At 58.3% G+C, this 16406-nt stretch carries 16 protein-coding genes; 8 read left to right on the top strand and 8 right to left on the bottom strand.

What is annotated here, in order from left to right; translation table 11 throughout:
- Window positions 1-9 precede the first annotated feature (9 nt).
- Both ACR0J4_RS08840 and thrS read right to left on the bottom strand, forming a co-directional pair.
- Complete coding sequence (locus ACR0J4_RS08840; protein ID WP_170374122.1) at window positions 10-312, bottom strand: BufA1 family periplasmic bufferin-type metallophore; 303 nt, start codon at window positions 310-312, stop codon at window positions 10-12.
- Between the two features lie 221 nt (window positions 313-533).
- Window positions 534-2492, bottom strand: coding sequence for a threonine--tRNA ligase (thrS, locus tag ACR0J4_RS08835; RefSeq protein WP_170552862.1), 1959 nt, complete (start codon window positions 2490-2492; stop codon window positions 534-536).
- Between the two features lie 215 nt (window positions 2493-2707).
- Between thrS and ACR0J4_RS08830 the strand changes: the two genes are divergently transcribed.
- From ACR0J4_RS08830 to ACR0J4_RS08815, 4 genes are all read left to right on the top strand, one after another.
- A complete protein-coding gene (locus ACR0J4_RS08830; protein WP_170374120.1) occupies window positions 2708-3457 on the top strand; it encodes an alpha/beta fold hydrolase in 750 nt (249 codons plus the stop codon).
- Window positions 3457-4449: an alpha/beta fold hydrolase gene (locus ACR0J4_RS08825; RefSeq protein ID WP_170640900.1), complete on the top strand. Its 993-nt coding sequence runs from the start codon at window positions 3457-3459 to the stop codon at window positions 4447-4449. Before ACR0J4_RS08830 ends, ACR0J4_RS08825 begins: the two co-directional genes overlap by 1 nt.
- Window positions 4450-4489: 40 nt before the next feature.
- A complete protein-coding gene (locus ACR0J4_RS08820; protein ID WP_170641379.1) occupies window positions 4490-5104 on the top strand; it encodes a hypothetical protein in 615 nt (204 codons plus the stop codon).
- A gap of 82 nt (window positions 5105-5186) precedes the next feature.
- Window positions 5187-5897 carry an alpha/beta fold hydrolase gene (locus tag ACR0J4_RS08815; protein ID WP_170640898.1) on the top strand — a complete coding sequence of 237 codons (711 nt, stop codon included), beginning with the start codon at window positions 5187-5189 and terminating at the stop codon, window positions 5895-5897.
- Here ACR0J4_RS08815 and ACR0J4_RS08810 read toward each other — a convergent pair.
- A complete protein-coding gene (locus ACR0J4_RS08810; RefSeq protein ID WP_480668381.1) occupies window positions 5894-6448 on the bottom strand; it encodes a DUF6151 family protein in 555 nt (184 codons plus the stop codon). The two genes, ACR0J4_RS08815 and ACR0J4_RS08810, sit on opposite strands and share 4 nt — an antisense overlap.
- 30 nt (window positions 6449-6478) lie before the next feature.
- Window positions 6479-7750 (bottom strand): polyhydroxyalkanoate depolymerase, encoded by a 1272-nt coding sequence (phaZ, locus tag ACR0J4_RS08805; RefSeq protein ID WP_170640897.1) that lies wholly within the window; start codon window positions 7748-7750, stop codon window positions 6479-6481.
- A 111-nt stretch (window positions 7751-7861) separates the two neighbouring features.
- Here phaZ and ACR0J4_RS08800 point away from each other — a divergent pair, with 111 nt between their 5' ends.
- The 4 genes from ACR0J4_RS08800 to ACR0J4_RS08785 all read left to right on the top strand — a co-directional run bounded on the left by ACR0J4_RS08800 (window position 7862) and on the right by ACR0J4_RS08785 (window position 11692).
- Complete coding sequence (locus tag ACR0J4_RS08800; RefSeq protein ID WP_170640895.1) at window positions 7862-9664, top strand: class I poly(R)-hydroxyalkanoic acid synthase; 1803 nt, start codon at window positions 7862-7864, stop codon at window positions 9662-9664.
- A 131-nt stretch (window positions 9665-9795) separates the two neighbouring features.
- A complete protein-coding gene (locus ACR0J4_RS08795) occupies window positions 9796-10242 on the top strand; it encodes a phasin family protein (RefSeq protein ID WP_170374114.1) in 447 nt (148 codons plus the stop codon).
- A 134-nt stretch (window positions 10243-10376) separates the two neighbouring features.
- Window positions 10377-10925, top strand: coding sequence for a polyhydroxyalkanoate synthesis repressor PhaR (gene phaR / locus ACR0J4_RS08790; RefSeq protein WP_170552879.1), 549 nt, complete (start codon window positions 10377-10379; stop codon window positions 10923-10925).
- A gap of 11 nt (window positions 10926-10936) precedes the next feature.
- On the top strand, window positions 10937-11692 hold the full coding sequence (locus ACR0J4_RS08785; protein WP_170640892.1) for a trypsin-like serine protease: 756 nt from the start codon (window positions 10937-10939) through the stop codon (window positions 11690-11692).
- Here ACR0J4_RS08785 and ACR0J4_RS08780 read toward each other — a convergent pair.
- The 4 genes from ACR0J4_RS08780 to ACR0J4_RS08765 all read right to left on the bottom strand — a co-directional run bounded on the left by ACR0J4_RS08780 (window position 11680) and on the right by ACR0J4_RS08765 (window position 16374).
- On the bottom strand, window positions 11680-12894 hold the full coding sequence (locus ACR0J4_RS08780) for an aminotransferase class I/II-fold pyridoxal phosphate-dependent enzyme (RefSeq protein ID WP_170640890.1): 1215 nt from the start codon (window positions 12892-12894) through the stop codon (window positions 11680-11682). The genes ACR0J4_RS08785 and ACR0J4_RS08780 overlap by 13 nt on opposite strands.
- A 116-nt stretch (window positions 12895-13010) precedes the next feature.
- On the bottom strand, window positions 13011-14315 hold the full coding sequence (locus tag ACR0J4_RS08775) for an NAD(P)/FAD-dependent oxidoreductase (protein ID WP_170640888.1): 1305 nt from the start codon (window positions 14313-14315) through the stop codon (window positions 13011-13013).
- 20 nt (window positions 14316-14335) lie between these two features.
- Window positions 14336-15694 (bottom strand): glutamine synthetase family protein, encoded by a 1359-nt coding sequence (locus ACR0J4_RS08770; protein WP_170374109.1) that lies wholly within the window; start codon window positions 15692-15694, stop codon window positions 14336-14338.
- Window positions 15694-16374 (bottom strand): type 1 glutamine amidotransferase, encoded by a 681-nt coding sequence (locus tag ACR0J4_RS08765; protein ID WP_170640886.1) that lies wholly within the window; start codon window positions 16372-16374, stop codon window positions 15694-15696. The genes ACR0J4_RS08770 and ACR0J4_RS08765 overlap by 1 nt, the downstream gene beginning before the upstream one ends.
- Window positions 16375-16406: the final 32 nt, after the last annotated feature.

Here is a 16406-nt window from a genome sequence, read left to right as displayed (position 1 = left end):
TGGCAGATATTATGCCGGCAGGTCGCGGTTAAGTTCTTCCAGCGAACCTTTGCGCGGGGTGCCGTCTGCCTGTGCGGGCAGTTCGATATCGGCGCAGGTGCCTGCATCAACCAGCGTCCAGGCGTTGCCCTGATAGTCAACGGTCGAGGTGCCCGCGCATGTGGTGCCGGGGCCTGCGGCGCAATCGTTCTGACCGGCCAGCGAAACGCCATAGCATTTCTCTTTCGCTTGTGCGGAGGCGGTGGTTGCTGCACCCGAAACGGCGGCTGCGACTGCTGTTGCGATAACCAGGGATTTGGCTGTGTTCGACATCTCGGTAATCCTTTTGATGACTGCGTATGTCTGCTTGTGACAATGACAAAGGTAACGACTAGTGAGCCACAGTTAAATTCACGAGGCCGTGTCTCACAAGCGCGTCAGGCATTGTCATGCCCTCTTGCAGGTTAACAAATTGTTTTTGAATTGAAAAATGGAAAATGTTTCAATCCGGCCCCGATTTCAGGGCCGGATGAGGGGTCAGAAACTGACTTATGTTACAGCAGGTCCGGTGGGGTGGCTGCTTTGGATAGCTCATTTGTTACAGTCTCAAGAGATTGAACCTGCGTCTGTTTTTCGCCCAGGCGGCGGACGCTGACTGTGCGATCATCCACCTCGCGGTGACCTACGGCCAGAATGACCGGAACCTTGCCGACCGAGTGTTCGCGGACCTTGTAGTTGATCTTTTCGTTGCGGATATCCGCCTCGGCCCGGACGCCAGCGGCGCGGAGCGTTTCAACAACCTCGGCCACATAGTCATCCGCGTCCGAGGTGATCGAGGCCACAACGACCTGCCGCGGCGCCAGCCAGAACGGCAGTTTGCCCGCGTGTTCTTCGATCAGAATGCCGATGAACCGTTCGAACGACCCAAGACAAGCCCGGTGCAGCATGTAGGGACGATGCTTAGACCCGTCCGCGCCGATGAAATTCGCATCTAGTCGTTCCGGCAAGTTGGGGTCGACCTGAAGCGTGCCGCATTGCCAGTTCCGGCCGATGGCGTCGGTCAGAGTGAACTCCAGCTTCGGACCGTAGAATGCGCCTTCACCTTCGAGGACTTCATACTCATAGCCAGCGGCCTTGCAGGCATCGCCCAAGGCTTTCTCGACGAAATCCCAGCTTTCATCGCTGCCGATCCGCTTTTCCGGACGGGTGGACAGTTTGATAGTCCAGTCGTGGAAGCCAAGGTCGGCATAGACCTTCGACAGGAAGGCGATGAACTTCGCGGTCTCGGATTCGATCTGATCCTCTGCGCAGAAGATGTGACCGTCGTCCTGAGTGAAGCCGCGCACCCGCATAATCCCGTGCAGCGCGCCCGAGGGCTCATAGCGCGCGCAGGAGCCAAACTCGGCCATACGCAGCGGCAGATCACGATAGGATTTCAGGCCCTGATTGAACACCTGCACGTGGCAAGGGCAGTTCATTGGCTTCAGCGCGTTGATCGCCTTTTCGCGGGCATGCTCTTCGTCGACTTCAACGATGAACATGTTTTCCTGGTACTTGTCCCAGTGGCCCGAGGCCTCCCACAATTTGCGGTCAACGACTTGCGGGGTGTTGACCTCGACATAGCCGTCACGGTCCTGCATCCGGCGCATGTAGTCCTGCAGTGTGGTGTAGATTTTCCAGCCGTTGGGATGCCAGAACACCTGACCCGGAGCCTCTTCCTGCATGTGATACAGGTTCATCTCGCGGCCTAGCTTGCGGTGGTCGCGCTTGGCGGCCTCCTCCAGCATGTTCAGGTGCGCTTTGAGCTTTTCCTTGCCCGTGAACGCTACGCCATAGATGCGCTGCAACATCGCGCGGTCGCTGTCGCCACGCCAATAGGCGCCCGCAATGCTCATCAGCTTGAAGGCGTCGCCCGGCAGTTGACCGGTGTGTTGCAGGTGCGGGCCGCGGCACAGATCCTGCCAGTGGCCGTGCCAGTACATCCGCAGCGGCTCATCACCCGGAATGGCTTCGATCAGCTCGACCTTATAGGGCTCATTGTTTGCCTTGTAGAATTCGATCGCACGGTCACGCTCCCAGACCTCGGTGGTGACGGGGTCGCGCTTGTTGATGATCTCTTTCATCTTTTTCTCGATGAGGCCGAGATCTTCGGGCGTGAATGGCTCTTCGCGGTCAAAGTCATAGTACCAGCCGTTTTCGATAACGGGGCCGATGGTGACTTTGGTCGCGGGCCAGATTTCCTGCACGGCGCGGGCCATGACATGCGCCAGATCGTGGCGGATCAACTCATTGGCCTGCGCTTCATCCTTCATTGTGTGGATGGCGATTTGGGCATCTGCATCGATGGGCCATTGCAGGTCCCAGTGCTGACCATTCACTGTGGCTGAGATGGCCTTTTTCGCCAGCGAAGTTGAGATATCGGAAGCCACCTGCGCGGGCGTGACGCCTGCGTCATAGGAACGTGCATTGCCATCAGGAAAGGTGAGAGAGACGGATTTTGAATCCAGGGCCATATCGGCTCTCCTCGTCGGTTTGGCGCCCACTGAACGCCCGGTTGCGGGTTATTTGCGTCTGGCTGCTTTGGCAGGTGGTGGGGATTGTGTCAAGAGCGGGAGCGAGGGGCCAGCCCCTCGCGCTCCCCGAGGTATTTTTAGCCAGATGAAGGAGGATCACGGAATTGCACTTGGGCGGGGGGCGTGCATGATGTCAGGAAAGCAAAGAGGGCTTCATGGCAGCAACAGATTTTTTGGAAACGGCGCAGGGGCGGCGGTTGGCGTATCACAAGAGCGAAGGGGCCGGTCCGACCATTGTTTTTCTGGGCGGTTTGAAATCGGATATGGAGGGCACCAAGGCCGTTCATCTTGAGGCTTGGTCGAAGGCACGGGGGCAGGCGTTCTTGCGGTTTGACTATTCCGGGCATGGAGAAAGCTCTGAGGCGTTCACAGACGGCTGCATTGGAGATTGGCACGAAGACACGCTGGCAGCGGTGGGTGCCTTGACCGAGGGGCCTTTGGTGGTCGTTGGGTCCTCGATGGGCGGTTGGCAGGCGCTGCTGCTGGCAAAGGCGTTGCCGGAGCGAATTGTTGGCATGGTGACCATCGCGGCAGCCCCGGATTTTACCGAGGACGGCTATTGGGCGTCCTTCTCAGATGCGCAGAAGGCAGCGCTGGAGGAGGTTGGGCATGTGGAATTGCCCTCGGACTATATGGAGCCTTACATCATCACAAAGCGTATGATCGAGGATGGCCGGCAGCGTCTGGTTCTGCGGGACGCGTTGGATCTGCCGTTTCCCGTTCGTTTTTTGCAGGGGACGGCTGATACGGCGGTGTCGACTGAAACAGCCGTACGCCTATTGGAGCATGCGACCGGACCGGATATGCGATTGTTGCTGGTCAAGGATGCGGATCATCGGTTCTCGGACGGGCCGTGCCTTGGCTTGATCGAGAAAGCCGTTCTCGACGTTTTGGGGGATGGGTGATGCGCTGGTTCGGATGGGTGCTGGGGCGAATTATACTGGCGCTGATTATAGTCGGGGGCCTGATTTATTGGTTCGGGCCGCGGGAAGAAGTGAACTTGGATCCCGAATTCGACCCCCGCAAGTTTGGCGAAGGTGTTCAGGTCTATTTTGAAAGCACGGAGTCCGCGTTTGACGATATCGTTCCCGGTGTCGAAAAACGTGTGATCTGGCAGGACGGATTCAAAGAGCAGCGGACACCCTATTCGGTGCTATATGTCCATGGTTTCTCGGCCAGTTCTGAAGAGATCCGCCCCGTGCCAGATAGGGTCGCTGATGCTCTGGGGGCCAATCTGGTATATGCACGCTTGCAAGGACATGGGCGCAGTGGGGCCGCGATGGGCGATGCGACCGCCTCTGGCTGGATGCAGGACATGGCCGAGGGGCTGGCGGCGGCCAAGGCCGTTGGGGAAAAGGTCGTGGTCATTTCGACATCGACCGGCGGCACGCTGGCGGCGGCGGCGGCTTTGAACCCGGCACTCAGCGAAGATGTCGCGGCAATGGTGTTTGTGTCGCCGAATTTCGGAGTGAATTCGACAGGGGCGTTCATACCCGGTCTGCCGTGGGCGCGGGATTGGTTGCCATTGTTGATGGGGCCGGAACGAGATGTATCCGGGCCAGATCCAGAAAAGAACAAGTACTGGACGGCCGTTTATCCGTGGGAGGCTGTGGTGCCGATGACAGTTCTGGTCGAAACGGTCTACGGTCTTGATTTCTCGCAAGCTTTGGTGCCAGCGCTGTTCTGGTTCTCGGATGATGATCAGGTCGTGCGCCCGGACAAGACCCACAAGGTGGCCGAGGCCTGGGGTGCGCCAGCAACGGTTGAGCTTGTCACGATGGGGCCTGAAGATGATCCGATGTCGCATGTGATTGCCGGTCGCCTGATGTCTCCGGACCAGACAGAGCCGACGGTGAATGGGATATTGGCGTGGTTGAAAACGCAGGGGATCGAATGACCCCTCCTTCAAGAGCATAGAGATGCGCAAGCCGGGCAGCATGTGGAGCCTTGAGACGCTGGGTCGTGTGCGTCTGTCCCGGCATTTCTTCATGCGCGATTTCCTGTACTCCGAGATCGGGAATTTCCATCAAAAACAGAACCTGCCTGAGAACCCGGATCTGGCCATCGAAACCGGCAGCGCCTTTTGCCAAACTTTGCTGGACCCGCTGGAGGAGACCTTTGGCCGGGTCGCGGTGCGCTCGGGCTATCGGTCGCCGTCCTTGAATGCCTTTGGCAACGAAAACCGCCTTAACTGTGCGCGCAACGACAATCCGCTGGAGTGTCATATCTGGGATTGGGGGCAGGGCAAGGCGCGGGTCGCTGGGGCATCTATCGTGATCCCCTGGTTTGCGGATCGCTACGCGCAGGGGCGGGACTGGCGTGATTTGGGCTGGTGGATGCATGATCATCTTGACTACTCCGAGATCTGGTTTTTCCCGAAACTCTGCGCATTCAATCTGGTGTGGCGTCCAAAGCCTCAACGCCGGATCGACAGCTATATCGCACCCAAAGGTTGCCTTTTACGACCGGGGGCCGAGCCGGGCGAAACGCTTTCAGCCCGTCAGAAACGCTATGCTGACTTCCCGCCATTCCGAGGAATCGCCTATCCATAAAGATTCACTTGCTGGGCTGATCCAAACCTTCCATCCTGATGAGAAGGAACGACTCGGATAACCGAGCAAAAGGAGGCCCCACTTGATTGAGCCGCTGGTGTTGTTGCCGGGTTTGATGTGTGATGCCCGGCTGTTTCATCCCCAAATTGATGCCTTTTCACGCCGCGGCGCCGTGGTCGTCTCGGCGATCAGCCGGGGGGAACGGATCGAAGAGATCGCCTCGGATTTGCTGGATCAGCTGCCTCATCGGTTCGCGCTGGCCGGGCACGGGCTGGGAGGCGTGGTGGCGTTGGAGCTTGTCCGTCGCGCCCCGGATCGGGTGTCGCGCCTGTGCCTGATCTCAACCGATGCGCAGGCCGACACACCGCAGATCGCGGCCGCGCGGGAGGATCTGATCATCGGCGCGCAGGCTGGTCGGCTTGAGGAGGTGATGCGGCAGGTTGTGGGGTCGGACACTCTGGCGCCGGGAACGCAGCGCATCCCTGTGTTGAATGACCTACTGGCGATGGCACTGGACTTGGGCCCAGAGGTGTTTGTTACCCAGATGCGTGCGCTACAGAGGCGCGCGGATCAGCAGGGCACGCTGCGCCGGATCAAAGCGCCCAGCCTGATCCTGTGTGGAAAACATGACCGGCTGACGCCCGAGCGCAAGCATGCCTTCATGGCGGACATGATCCCAAATGCAGTGATGCACATAATCGACGCGGCTGGATATCTGCCAACGCTGGAAGCGCCCGGGCAGGTGATCGACCTGATGCAAGCATGGCTGGATGAACCCTTGCGCATGGCCTAAGGGTAGAGCGCTGCGCGTTCCTCTTTGCTGATCACTGTCGGTGTCACGGCGGGTTCAAAACTCTCAGGATCAAAGAACGGCGTGTTTTTCCACCCGCCGGATAGTCTTGATTTGATCACGCGCCTAAGCAACCCAATTGCCGCCGGAGCCAGATTTTCGTGCTTTTGCTTGCCGTTGGGCCGAGGCACAAATCCACGAGTCGAGATCGGGCCAAGTCGTGCGCGATCGGCGATGCGCAATGCGATGAACCCCACAAAGGGAAATCTGGCGGTGCGTGGTGTCGTAGCCAAGGATGAGTTGCAGCATTTGGCATACCATCGCAGCATACCCTTCGGGCTTAGTGACATCGCCGCCAAATGTTCGGCGCCGCTGTCAATCGTGGCCTCGTCGGGGGCGATTTGAAACACCTCAACCGGGCCGGGGGCCGGGTCGGGTTGGCCGAAGTAAAGCTGGGCCGCACGGCAGTCGTGGCAAAAACATTCGGCATGGGTACCCAGACGCGCACCATCAGATGTGATGCGGCCTGTCAGTTTCCTGCAGGCGCAAGACAAAGGTGAGGTCAGACTCTGACGCCAAAGCCCTTACGCGACTTTGTTGCTGTTGGCCGCCCGACGACGCAGTTTGCGGCTGTTCTCGTTCATGAAGTCGATGACCAGTGGGCGGATATTGTCGCGCCAGCTGCGGCCAGCGAAGATGCCGTAATGCCCCGCACCGGGTTCGACATGGCTTGCTTTCTTGCTGTCCGGCAGACCGGTACACAGATCAAGCGCGGCGATACATTGTCCGGGGGCCGAGATATCGTCATTCGCGCCTTCAACGGTTTTCACGGCCACATCGGTGATTTTTCCCATATCCACCTTGTGCCCAGCGACGACAAATTCGTTCCGCCCGATCTCGCGGTTTTTGAAAATGCGTTCGACCGTGGAGAGGTAAAACTCGGCTGGCATATCCATGACAGCGAGGTATTCATCGTAGAAGCGGTTATGGGCGTCATGGTCCGAGGCTTCCCCCCGCATAACGCGCTGGATCTGATCCGTGAAGGCTGTGGAGTGGCGTTCGGCATTCATCGACATGAACGAAGCCAGCTGCAACAGGCCGGGATAAACCATCCGACCCACGCCTTTGTATTTGAAACCAACGCGCTGGATCATGGTCTCTTCCAACTGGCCCATCGTGACGCGGCGGCCAAAGTCGGTCACGTCAGTCGGCGTAGCGTCGGGATCGACCGGGCCACCGATCAGTGTCAGGGTGCTGGGTTGGGCCTTTGGTTCGACCTCCGCCAGATAGGCGGTCGCGGCCAGTGTCAGCGGCGCAGGTTGGCACACGGCGACCACATGGGTGTCCGGGCCAAGTTCCTTCATAAAATCGACAAGGTAGAGGGTGTAATCCTCGACATCGAACTTGCCAGCGGACACGGGGATATCGCGCGCATTATGCCAATCGGTGATGTAAACTTCGCAATTGACCAACAGGCTTTTGACGGTCGAGCGCAGCAATGTGGCGTAGTGACCGGACATCGGAGCCACCAAAAGTACCTTGCGAGGTTGCGTTTCGCGCCCGTTTACCTTGAAATGGAGAAGGTCCCCAAAGGGACGCTCCAGAACCGAGGTGACTTCGACCAGATGATCTTTGCCATCTTCACACGTGAACGTCCGGATGCCCCAATCGGGCTTCGCGACCATGCGTTGAAAGGTGCGCTCGGTCACTTCACCCCAGGCGGCCATCCAGCTGAATGCCGGGTTCGGAACCATCGAAAACAGCGGGTAGGAGGCCATCGCATTTGCCGTCGAACCAAGCCATTGGTTCGTATTGCGCATGGTTTCCATCAGATCGTAGGTCATCATGTAGCGCATCGAAGGATCCTCCGGAGTATCAACCTAAGAGTTCGGACCATTCGTCGCTTTGTCGACCAACGTCCGCGACGTTATTCTGCATAGCAGCGAGAGTAGGGGTGAATTGTTAAAATGACAACAAGTGAAGACAATACGGGCCAAGTTACCGAAGAACATATTGAACGCATTAAAGAAAATATGGAGAAGGTTGAGGCTCTCTCCAAGCGCCTGATCGAAGTCATGGCTTCGAAAAAGTCTCATGTCCCGGCATTGGACGGCCCGAATCAAGAGCTTTATGCACGTGCGGCAACGGCCTATTGGGCCGACGCCTTGCAGAATCCTGCCAAACTGCTGGAACAGCAGATCGAATACTGGGGCAAGTCCGTTTTGAACTTTGCCGAGGCTCAGCAGGCCCTGACCACAGGTGAAGTCGATGAAGACGAACCCAAACCCAAGGATAAACGCTTTTCCAACCCGCTTTGGGACACCAACCCCTATTTTCGCTTGATCCGCCAGCAGTACCAGACCAATGCCGAAGCGATCGCGCAGGCGGTGTCGTCGGTTGAGGACCTTGAAGAGAAGGACAAGCAGCGCCTTCAGTATTTCTCGCAGCAGATCATTGACCTGATGGCCCCCACCAATTTTCTGGCAACCAACCCCGATGCCTTGGAGAAAGCTGTCGAAACCGAGGGGCAATCCCTGATCCAAGGGCTTGAGAACCTCGTCTCGGACCTAGAGGCCAATGATGGTGAGCTTGTGGTCAAGCTTGCCGATGACAGTGCTTTCGAGGTTGGGGTCAATATTGCGACCAGCCCCGGTGATGTCGTGTATCGCAACCGTATGATGGAGCTGATCCAATACAAACCGGCAACCGAGACGGTGCATGAAACCCCCATCGTTCTATTCCCGCCATGGATCAACAAATTCTACATTCTCGACCTCAAAACCCAGAACAGCCTGATCAAATGGGTGACCGAGCAGGGGTACACGCTGTTTGTCGTCAGCTGGATAAATCCCGACTCCACCTACGCCGATGTGGGGATGGAAGACTATATTCAGGATGGGTTCCTGACTGCGATCGAGACGGTCAAGAAGATCTGCAAAGTAAAACAGGTCAACGCCGTTGGGTATTGCATTGCGGGCACGACGCTCAGCCTGACCCTGTCACTGCTCAAACAGCGCGGGGACAAATCGGTCAAGTCGGCGACCTTCTTTACGGCTCTGACCGATTTTGGCGATCAAGGAGAATTCACGCCGTTTTTGCAAAACGACTTTGTGGATGGGATCGAGGATCAGGTCGCCAAGGATGGCCTCCTCCGCGCATGGATTCTTGGGCGCACCATGTCATTCCTGCGTTCGCGCGACCTCATCTACACGCCAGCGATCCGCAGCTATATGATGGGCGAGACCCCTCCGGCCTTTGACCTGCTGTATTGGAACGGCGACGGCTCGAACCTTCCGGGGAAGATGGCGGTGCAGTATCTGCGCGGCCTGTGCCAGTACAACGAATTCGTGGGTGACGGCTTCGAGATGCTGGGCCACAAGCTGCATGTCAGGGATGTGGATGTCCCCCTCATGGCTATCACCTGCGAGACGGACCACATCGCCCGCTGGAAAGACTGCTATCGCGGTGTTCAGCAGATGGGGTCCAAGTCCAAAACGTTTGTCGTGTCAGAGTCCGGCCACATCGCCGGGATCGTGAACCCGCCCAGCAAGAAGAAATACGGACACTACACCAACCCTGATCTAAAATTGGATGCCGACGCCTGGTTGAAAGACGCTGACTTTCACGAAGGATCCTGGTGGCCGATGTGGGGCGCTTGGCTGAAGAAACGGTCTGGCAAGCAGGTTCCGGCGCGCGAAACGGGTGATTCGGAGCATCCGAGCCTGTGTCCGGCGCCTGGCAGCTATGTTTTGCTCAAGGCAAATCGCTGATTTCAAAATGAAACTTGATTTTTTCTGCATTGCAGCAAGAAAAAACTTGAAATGCTGCGATGCAGAAATCATATTGTCCTTAAGCCGATGGAAACCGGGGTGGGCCCGGTTCGGTGAAAAGGATTAGGACAATGGCAAAGACCCAAGACTTCACCGCGATCATGAAAGACGTCATGGGCGCGTTTCCGGTAGACACCACCGCAATGGAAGGTGCCTTCAAATCGACCGCAGCGCTGAACGAAAAGCTGTCGGGCGTTGCTCTGGACGCGGCTGAGAAATCGGCTGAAATCTCGAACAAATGGACCAAGGACACCCTGGCCAAGCTGACCGAGATGTCGAAAGCAAAGGCCGAGCCTGCTGACTACGCAAAAGCCGCAACCGACTTCGCAAGCGCGTCGGCCGAAGTTGCTGCTGAAAACCTGGCTGCTTTCGCTGAAATCGCGAAAAAAGTTCAGTCGGAAACCGTTGAGCTGCTGATGGCCGCTGGCAAAGACGCTGCTGAAGAAGCAACCGCAGCTGTCAAGAAAGCGACTTCTGAGGTGACGACTGCTGCCAAGAAAGCCGCAGCTGCCAAGTAAGAACGTCCGCGACGAGCATCTTATCCTCCCTATAGGTGCCATCGCGTTGGGCAGGTCGATTGACCTGCCCTTTCTTTTTGTGCTGCAGTCGCATAACCTCTGCTGCAACGCATCATCCTTGGGGAGGGTACAAGGTGTCGGACAAAGAAAAACCGCTGTTGATCAAGCGCTATGCCAGCCGCCGGCTGTATAACACCGAGACCAGCGACTACGTGACGCTCGAAGATATTGCGGGGTTCATCCGCGACGGGCGCGAAGTTCAGATCATTGATCTGAAGACGGGCGATGACCTGACCCGCCAGTACCTTTTGCAAATCATTGCCGAACATGAAAGCCGGGGCGAGAACGTTCTGCCGGTGAATGTCCTGAACGATCTGGTGCGCAGCTACATGGTGCCGGGTGGGGGCATGATGCCGCAATTCCTACAAAGCTCGTTCGACATGCTGCGCGAAAGCCAAAGCAAGATGATGGAGAACATGAACGCCATGAACCCGATGTCTCAGATGCCGGGTTTTGAGGCGATGCAGGCGCAGCAACAGGCGTTTCTAAAAGCGATGACTGGCGGGTTGTCCGGCAACTGGTCTGGCCCCGACAAAGAGGACGAGTCCGAGCCGAAAGAGGATCTGGACGACATCAAGAAGCAATTGGCCGAGTTGCAGCAGAAGCTTTCGAAACTGAACTAGAGGCATAAGCGATGCGCTGGCTGGTCCTGTGTGTCGCTATTTTGTGGTCGCAAGCCGTTTGGGCCGAAGGGCAGTTCTCTGAAAACTGGTCGGCGGTCTGTCGGTTGGGGACAGATACCGCTGCTGGATGTCAGGATATTCGGGCGCGTGAGATACTCGATGCGTCCGAGGCCCCTTGGCGCGCGATTGGTCGCGTCAACTACGCAGGGCGGGACCAACGATCTCATTGTACGGGCGTTCTGATCTCGGAAAACCATGTGTTGACGGCGGCGCATTGTCTCTACAATCGATCACGCAAACGCTGGATGCCACCTGAGAGTATTCTGTTTGCTGCCGGATACCAGCGGGGCGAGGCTGTCTCGGTTGCGCGGGCCGATGACTATATCTTGCCTGCAGGTCAGGATGTTTCAGCCGGATTTTCCGATCAACCCGACTTGGATTGGGCTATTCTGGTGCTGGACGCTCCGATCGGGGCCGAGGTCGGTTTCGTTAAGCCGGCAAATCAAGAGGTCGAGGCAGGCTTCGTCGCGGGCTATCCGGGGCTGAGGCCACATGTCTTGAGCCAGACAGAGACTTGCCCCATGCGTCCATATGCAGACCAAATGTTGCGTGGAATTTGCCCGGTGATGATGGGGGATTCCGGCGCGCCGCTGTTGGTGAAGACCTCGGACGGGCTGCGGGTTGCTGGTGTCCTGTCCCGCATTGCGCCGACCCCCGAAGGGATCGACGCGTTGTTCGTCTCAGTGCTTGGAGTTCAGGTGCCGTAAGCAGGAACCGGGCCGATCACCTCACCGACCGAGGCCAGCAGGATGTCGGCGATCACGTCCAGTTCCTCGCGCGTCAGGCGCACGGGCAGGCGCACGTCACAGGCTGTCATCAGCATGGCACGCGTTTGCGGAAGCTCGAACTGCTCAGGCAGGAACCGCCAGTTCCAGAAGGCGCGGGCATTGTCCTCGCTCATGCCAAAGACCTGAACCTTGACGCCGCGCGCCTCGGATGCGGCGGAAAAGGCGCGGATTTCACCCTCATCCATGCCGACCAGATTGAACTGAATCGAATCCGGCGCACGACGTTCGGGCGCAAGCGGGGCAGGGACGTCGATACAGTCCGAGCTGTTCAGACGTTCCGCAACATAATCGTGGTTCGCCAGCCCATCACGCACGCGGCGCGCCAGTTCCGGGATCTGGGGGCGGATCACTGCAGCGCTGAGGTTGCTCATCCGCAAATTATAAAGCGGCAGTTTGTTCTGCCAGCGGGCAAAGGCCTGCTCCAACTCGGGCGAGTTGTCGCCATGCGGGGTTTTGTGCTTCTTCCAGTTATGCTCGTAGGCCCCTGACATGATCACGGTGCGGGCCACCAGATCGGCATCGTCGGTGATCAGAATGCCACCTTCGCCGGCGTTGATCATCTTATAGGACTGGAACGAGAAGCAGCCGATCTTGCCGATGGTGCCGATGTTGCGCCCATGCCAAGTGGTGCCCAGCGAGTGCGCGGCATCCTCGATCACCGGGATATCGCGCGCGTCGCACAGCGCCATAATCGCATCCATATCCGAGGTATGGCCGCGCATATGGCTGATGATCACCGCTTGTACATCGTCCAGCTTGGCCTCGAAATCAGCCATGTCGATGCGGTAGTTCGGACCAACTTCGCACAGAACCGGAACGCAATCCGCATGCACGACTGAAGACGGCACAGCAGCGAAGGTAAAGCCTGGGATCAGAACCCGTGCATCCCGCGGCAGGCCCAGCGCCTTCAGCGACAGAAACAGAGCAGCCGAGCAGGACGAAACAGCCAATGCGTATTTCGTGCCTAGCAGCGCGGCGAACTCGGATTCCAGCAAAGCAACCGGCGCGTCTTGCGGCGCGGTGTAACGAAACAGGTCGCCTGACTGCATCAGGGCGTCAATTGCGTCTCGTGCGGCGGCGGGGATGGGTTCGGCGTCATGAACGTTGGGTGGCAGCGTCATATTTGGTTTTCCCGAATTCTAACTTTCACTTTATTAAATCAAGCGTGCCGCCCGTGCCAAGCCCCCAATCGCAAGATCGGCAAAATTTCACCAAATTGTCGTATTGAAAACGGGGGCTAGATCCCCAGCCGATCCCGCATCGCGTACCAGGTCATTGCCAGAACCAGCAGAGGGCTGCGCAGGGCCGGACCGCCGGGAAAGGGCAGGGCCGGGACGCGGGCCATAGTATCGAACCCTTCGGCCTGCCCTTGGATGGCCAATGCCATCAGCTGACCGGCATGTGTTGCGGTGCCGACGCCATGGCCGGAATAGCCGGAGGCGGACAGGATATTCGGCGCGACACGCGTTAGATAAGGCATCCGCCGCATTGTAATCGCCAGAGTACCGCCCCACGCGTAGTCGAGTTTGACGTCCCGCAGATGCGGAAAGATCTCGGTCATCGGTTTGCGCACGGTGGCCGAGATATCCGAAGGGAACCGGTAACCATAGCTTTCGCCTCCGCCAAACAGCAGGCGTCCGTCAGCGCTGAGGCGGAAGTAATTCACCACGAATTTTGTATCTGCAACGGCGACATCCTGCGTCAGCACATGTGCGGCCTCATCCCCAAGCGGCTCCGTCGCGGCGATGAAGTTGTTGATCGGCATCACCCGCGCCGCGACCTGCCGGTTCAGCGTTCCAAGGTATCCGTTGCAAGCCAGAATGACGTGTTGGGCGCGGACATTCCCACCTTCGGTAAGAACAGTGGCCGGGTCGCCTTGTTCGATCCCTGTCACCTCGGTGCCTTCAAAAATACGCACGCCTGCGGCCTCAGCGGCACGGGCCAGGCCGAGCGCATAGTTCAACGGGTGCAGATGCGACGCCCCCATATCCAGATACCCACCCTTGTAAGCGGGTGAGGGGCAGAGGGCTTGGCCTGCCTCTTCATCCAGCAGCTCGATCTGATCGTAGCCGTAGCGGTCCGACAAATGCGCGGCATGGGCGTGCAGATCGCTGCGCTCGGAAGCTGACAGACCTAGGTTGGCGATACCGGGCTTCAGGTCGCAGTCAATTTTGTGTTTTTTAATCAGAGATTTGACCAAGATCTTCGCATCCTCGGCCAGTTCCCAAAGCTTGGCAGCGTCGTCCTGCCCGACGAGCCGCTCCAGATCCTCCTGGTCCATGCGCTGGGCGCTGCCCAACTGGCCGCCATTGCGGCCTGATGCGCCAAACCCAACACGGTTCGCCTCAAGCAGGACAACGTCCATCCCGGCCTCGGCCAGATGCAGCGCAGCGGACAAACCAGTATAGCCGCCACCGACGATGCACACATCGGCGCGCGTTTCGCCCTTGAACTCAGGGAACCGCGCGAGAGGATTGGCTGTCGCGGCATACCAGCTTGCCGGATACTCGGCTTTGCTATCGTTGGAATAGAGAAGGTTCATCCCTGGCGACCCCAAAAGGCTCAGACGTTCAGCAAGAGATGTTCCCGTTCCCACGGAGAGATCACCTGCAGAAACTCTTCATACTCGGCCCGTTTGACGATGCCGTAGACGCGGGCGAATTCGGGGCCCAAAATCTCATGCAACTCAGTGGCTCCGTCAAACAGGTCCAGAGCATTCCCCATCACCTGCGGGATATCGCCTTCGCCCTCGTAGGCGTCACCGTAGAACTGACGGCGCGGACGTTCCTGCTGGACCAGACCCAGATAGCCACAGGCCAGTGACAGCGCGATCCCGAGATACGGGTTGCAGTCCATCCCGGCGATGCGGTTCTCCACGCGTCGCGCCTCAGGGCCCGACAGCGGCACCCGGATACCCGTGGTGCGATTGTCCCGCGCCCATTCCAGATTGATCGGCGCGGCATGGTCTTTCACGTATCGGCGGTACGAGTTCACATAGGGTGCCATCACGGCGAGACCGGCGGGCAGGTGGGTCTGCAGGCCCGCGATGAAGTGATAGAACGCGTCCGTCTCACCGCCTTGCGGTCCGGAGAAGATGTTCTGCCCGGTCTCAATGTCGATGATCGAATGGTGGATGTGCATGGCCGAACCCGGCTCATCCTCAATCGGTTTCGCCATGAAGGTCGCGAAGCAATTGTGGCGCAGCGCGGCCTCGCGGATCAGGCGCTTGAAGTAGAAGACCTCGTCCGCCAGTTTCACCGGATTACCGTGGCGCAGGTTGATCTCAAGCTGGCCTGCGCCGCCTTCCTGAGTGATCCCGTCGATCTCAAACCCCTGATGTTCGGCGAAATCATAGATGTCGTCGATCACCGGGCCGAATTCGTCCACGGCTGTCATGGAATAGGCCTGACGCGCGGCGGCAGGACGGCCCGAGCGGCCCATCATCGGCTCAATCGACTGTGCCGGGTCAACGTTGCGGGCGACCAAAAAGAACTCCATCTCGGGGGCGACCACAGGTTTCCAGCCCTTATCGTGATAGAGCTGCACGACACGCTTCAGCACGTTGCGCGGGCTGTAGGGGATCGGGTTGTCGTCGCGGTCATAGGCGTCGTGGATCACCTGCAACGTCCAGTCGCCGGTCCAAGGCGCAGCCGACGTGGTCGAGAAATCCGGCTTCAGGATCATGTCGCGTTCAATGAATCCGTCCTCACCGGCGGCTTCACCCCAGCCGCCCGTAATCGTCTGGTAGAAGATACTGTCAGGCAGGTGGAAATAGGATTGCCGCGCGAATTTCGATGCGGGAACGGCCTTGCCTCGGGCAATGCCCGGCAGGTCCGAGATGATGCACTCGACCTCATCCAGCCGATGTCCGGCGATGTAGTCCTGTGCGGCCTGCGGTGCTGCGTCTGTCCAATCGGCCATCAGGCCCTCGCTTTCTTCAGAAAATCCGCCATGATCTGCGCGATCCGGGCATTGTGATCCGGTGCTGTTTGTCTGTTCGCTGCGGCTTGCATGAGGTCATCAGGCACCAACCCTTTGCCGCGCGCGCGCATCAGGCCCGAGACGAAATCGTTGGAAAATTCAGGGTGGGCTTGCACGGTCCAGATCTGATCACCATAGCGCAGCATGGCGTTTTGGCAGAAGTCGTTGCTGCCGATCACCTCGGCCCCGTCCGGCACGGCCACGACCTGATCCTGATGCCAGGCGTTCAGCCAGACGTTATCGCCATCGAAGTCATATTCGGTCCGCCCAACCGACCAACCACCTTGGTATTTTTCGACCTTGCCGCCCAGCGCCTGCGCGATGATCTGATGGCCAAAGCACACGCCTACCAGCGGCTTGCCGCTTTGATGAATCTGGCGGATCAGGTCCTCAAGCGGGGGAATCCATGGCAGGTCCTCATAGGCCCCGTAGCGAGAGCCTGTAATCAGCCAGCCATCCGCGTCTTCTGCGCTGTCGGGGAAGATCCCGTCAACGACCGCGAACGTTTTGAATTCAAAGCCATGTCCGTCCAGCAATGCTGGGAACAGAGAGTCATAGTCCCCGAAATCCTGCATGAGCGCATCAGGGGTGTGGCCAGTTTGTAGAATGCCGATTTTCATAAGTCACCGAATTTGATCAAATTCAGAAATAC

The sequence above is a fragment of the Ruegeria sp. B10 genome, from assembly GCF_056539825.1.
The sequence above is the reverse complement of the archived record's forward strand: the minus strand, read 5'-3'. Positions and strand labels throughout refer to the sequence as shown.

Coding starts and splice junctions, on each gene's coding strand:
- ACR0J4_RS08840 (WP_170374122.1), bottom strand. CDS start 312: ATGTCGAACACAGCCAAATCCCTGGTTATCGCAACAGCAGTCGCAGCC.
- thrS (WP_170552862.1), bottom strand. CDS start 2,492: ATGGCCCTGGATTCAAAATCCGTCTCTCTCACCTTTCCTGATGGCAAT.
- ACR0J4_RS08830 (WP_170374120.1), top strand. CDS start 2,708: ATGGCAGCAACAGATTTTTTGGAAACGGCGCAGGGGCGGCGGTTGGCG.
- ACR0J4_RS08825 (WP_170640900.1), top strand. CDS start 3,457: ATGCGCTGGTTCGGATGGGTGCTGGGGCGAATTATACTGGCGCTGATT.
- ACR0J4_RS08820 (WP_170641379.1), top strand. CDS start 4,490: ATGTGGAGCCTTGAGACGCTGGGTCGTGTGCGTCTGTCCCGGCATTTC.
- phaZ (WP_170640897.1), bottom strand. CDS start 7,750: ATGCGCTACATGATGACCTACGATCTGATGGAAACCATGCGCAATACG.
- ACR0J4_RS08800 (WP_170640895.1), top strand. CDS start 7,862: ATGACAACAAGTGAAGACAATACGGGCCAAGTTACCGAAGAACATATT.
- ACR0J4_RS08795 (WP_170374114.1), top strand. CDS start 9,796: ATGGCAAAGACCCAAGACTTCACCGCGATCATGAAAGACGTCATGGGC.
- ACR0J4_RS08785 (WP_170640892.1), top strand. CDS start 10,937: ATGCGCTGGCTGGTCCTGTGTGTCGCTATTTTGTGGTCGCAAGCCGTT.
- ACR0J4_RS08780 (WP_170640890.1), bottom strand. CDS start 12,894: ATGACGCTGCCACCCAACGTTCATGACGCCGAACCCATCCCCGCCGCC.
- ACR0J4_RS08775 (WP_170640888.1), bottom strand. CDS start 14,315: ATGAACCTTCTCTATTCCAACGATAGCAAAGCCGAGTATCCGGCAAGC.
- ACR0J4_RS08770 (WP_170374109.1), bottom strand. CDS start 15,694: ATGGCCGATTGGACAGACGCAGCACCGCAGGCCGCACAGGACTACATC.
- ACR0J4_RS08765 (WP_170640886.1), bottom strand. CDS start 16,374: ATGAAAATCGGCATTCTACAAACTGGCCACACCCCTGATGCGCTCATG.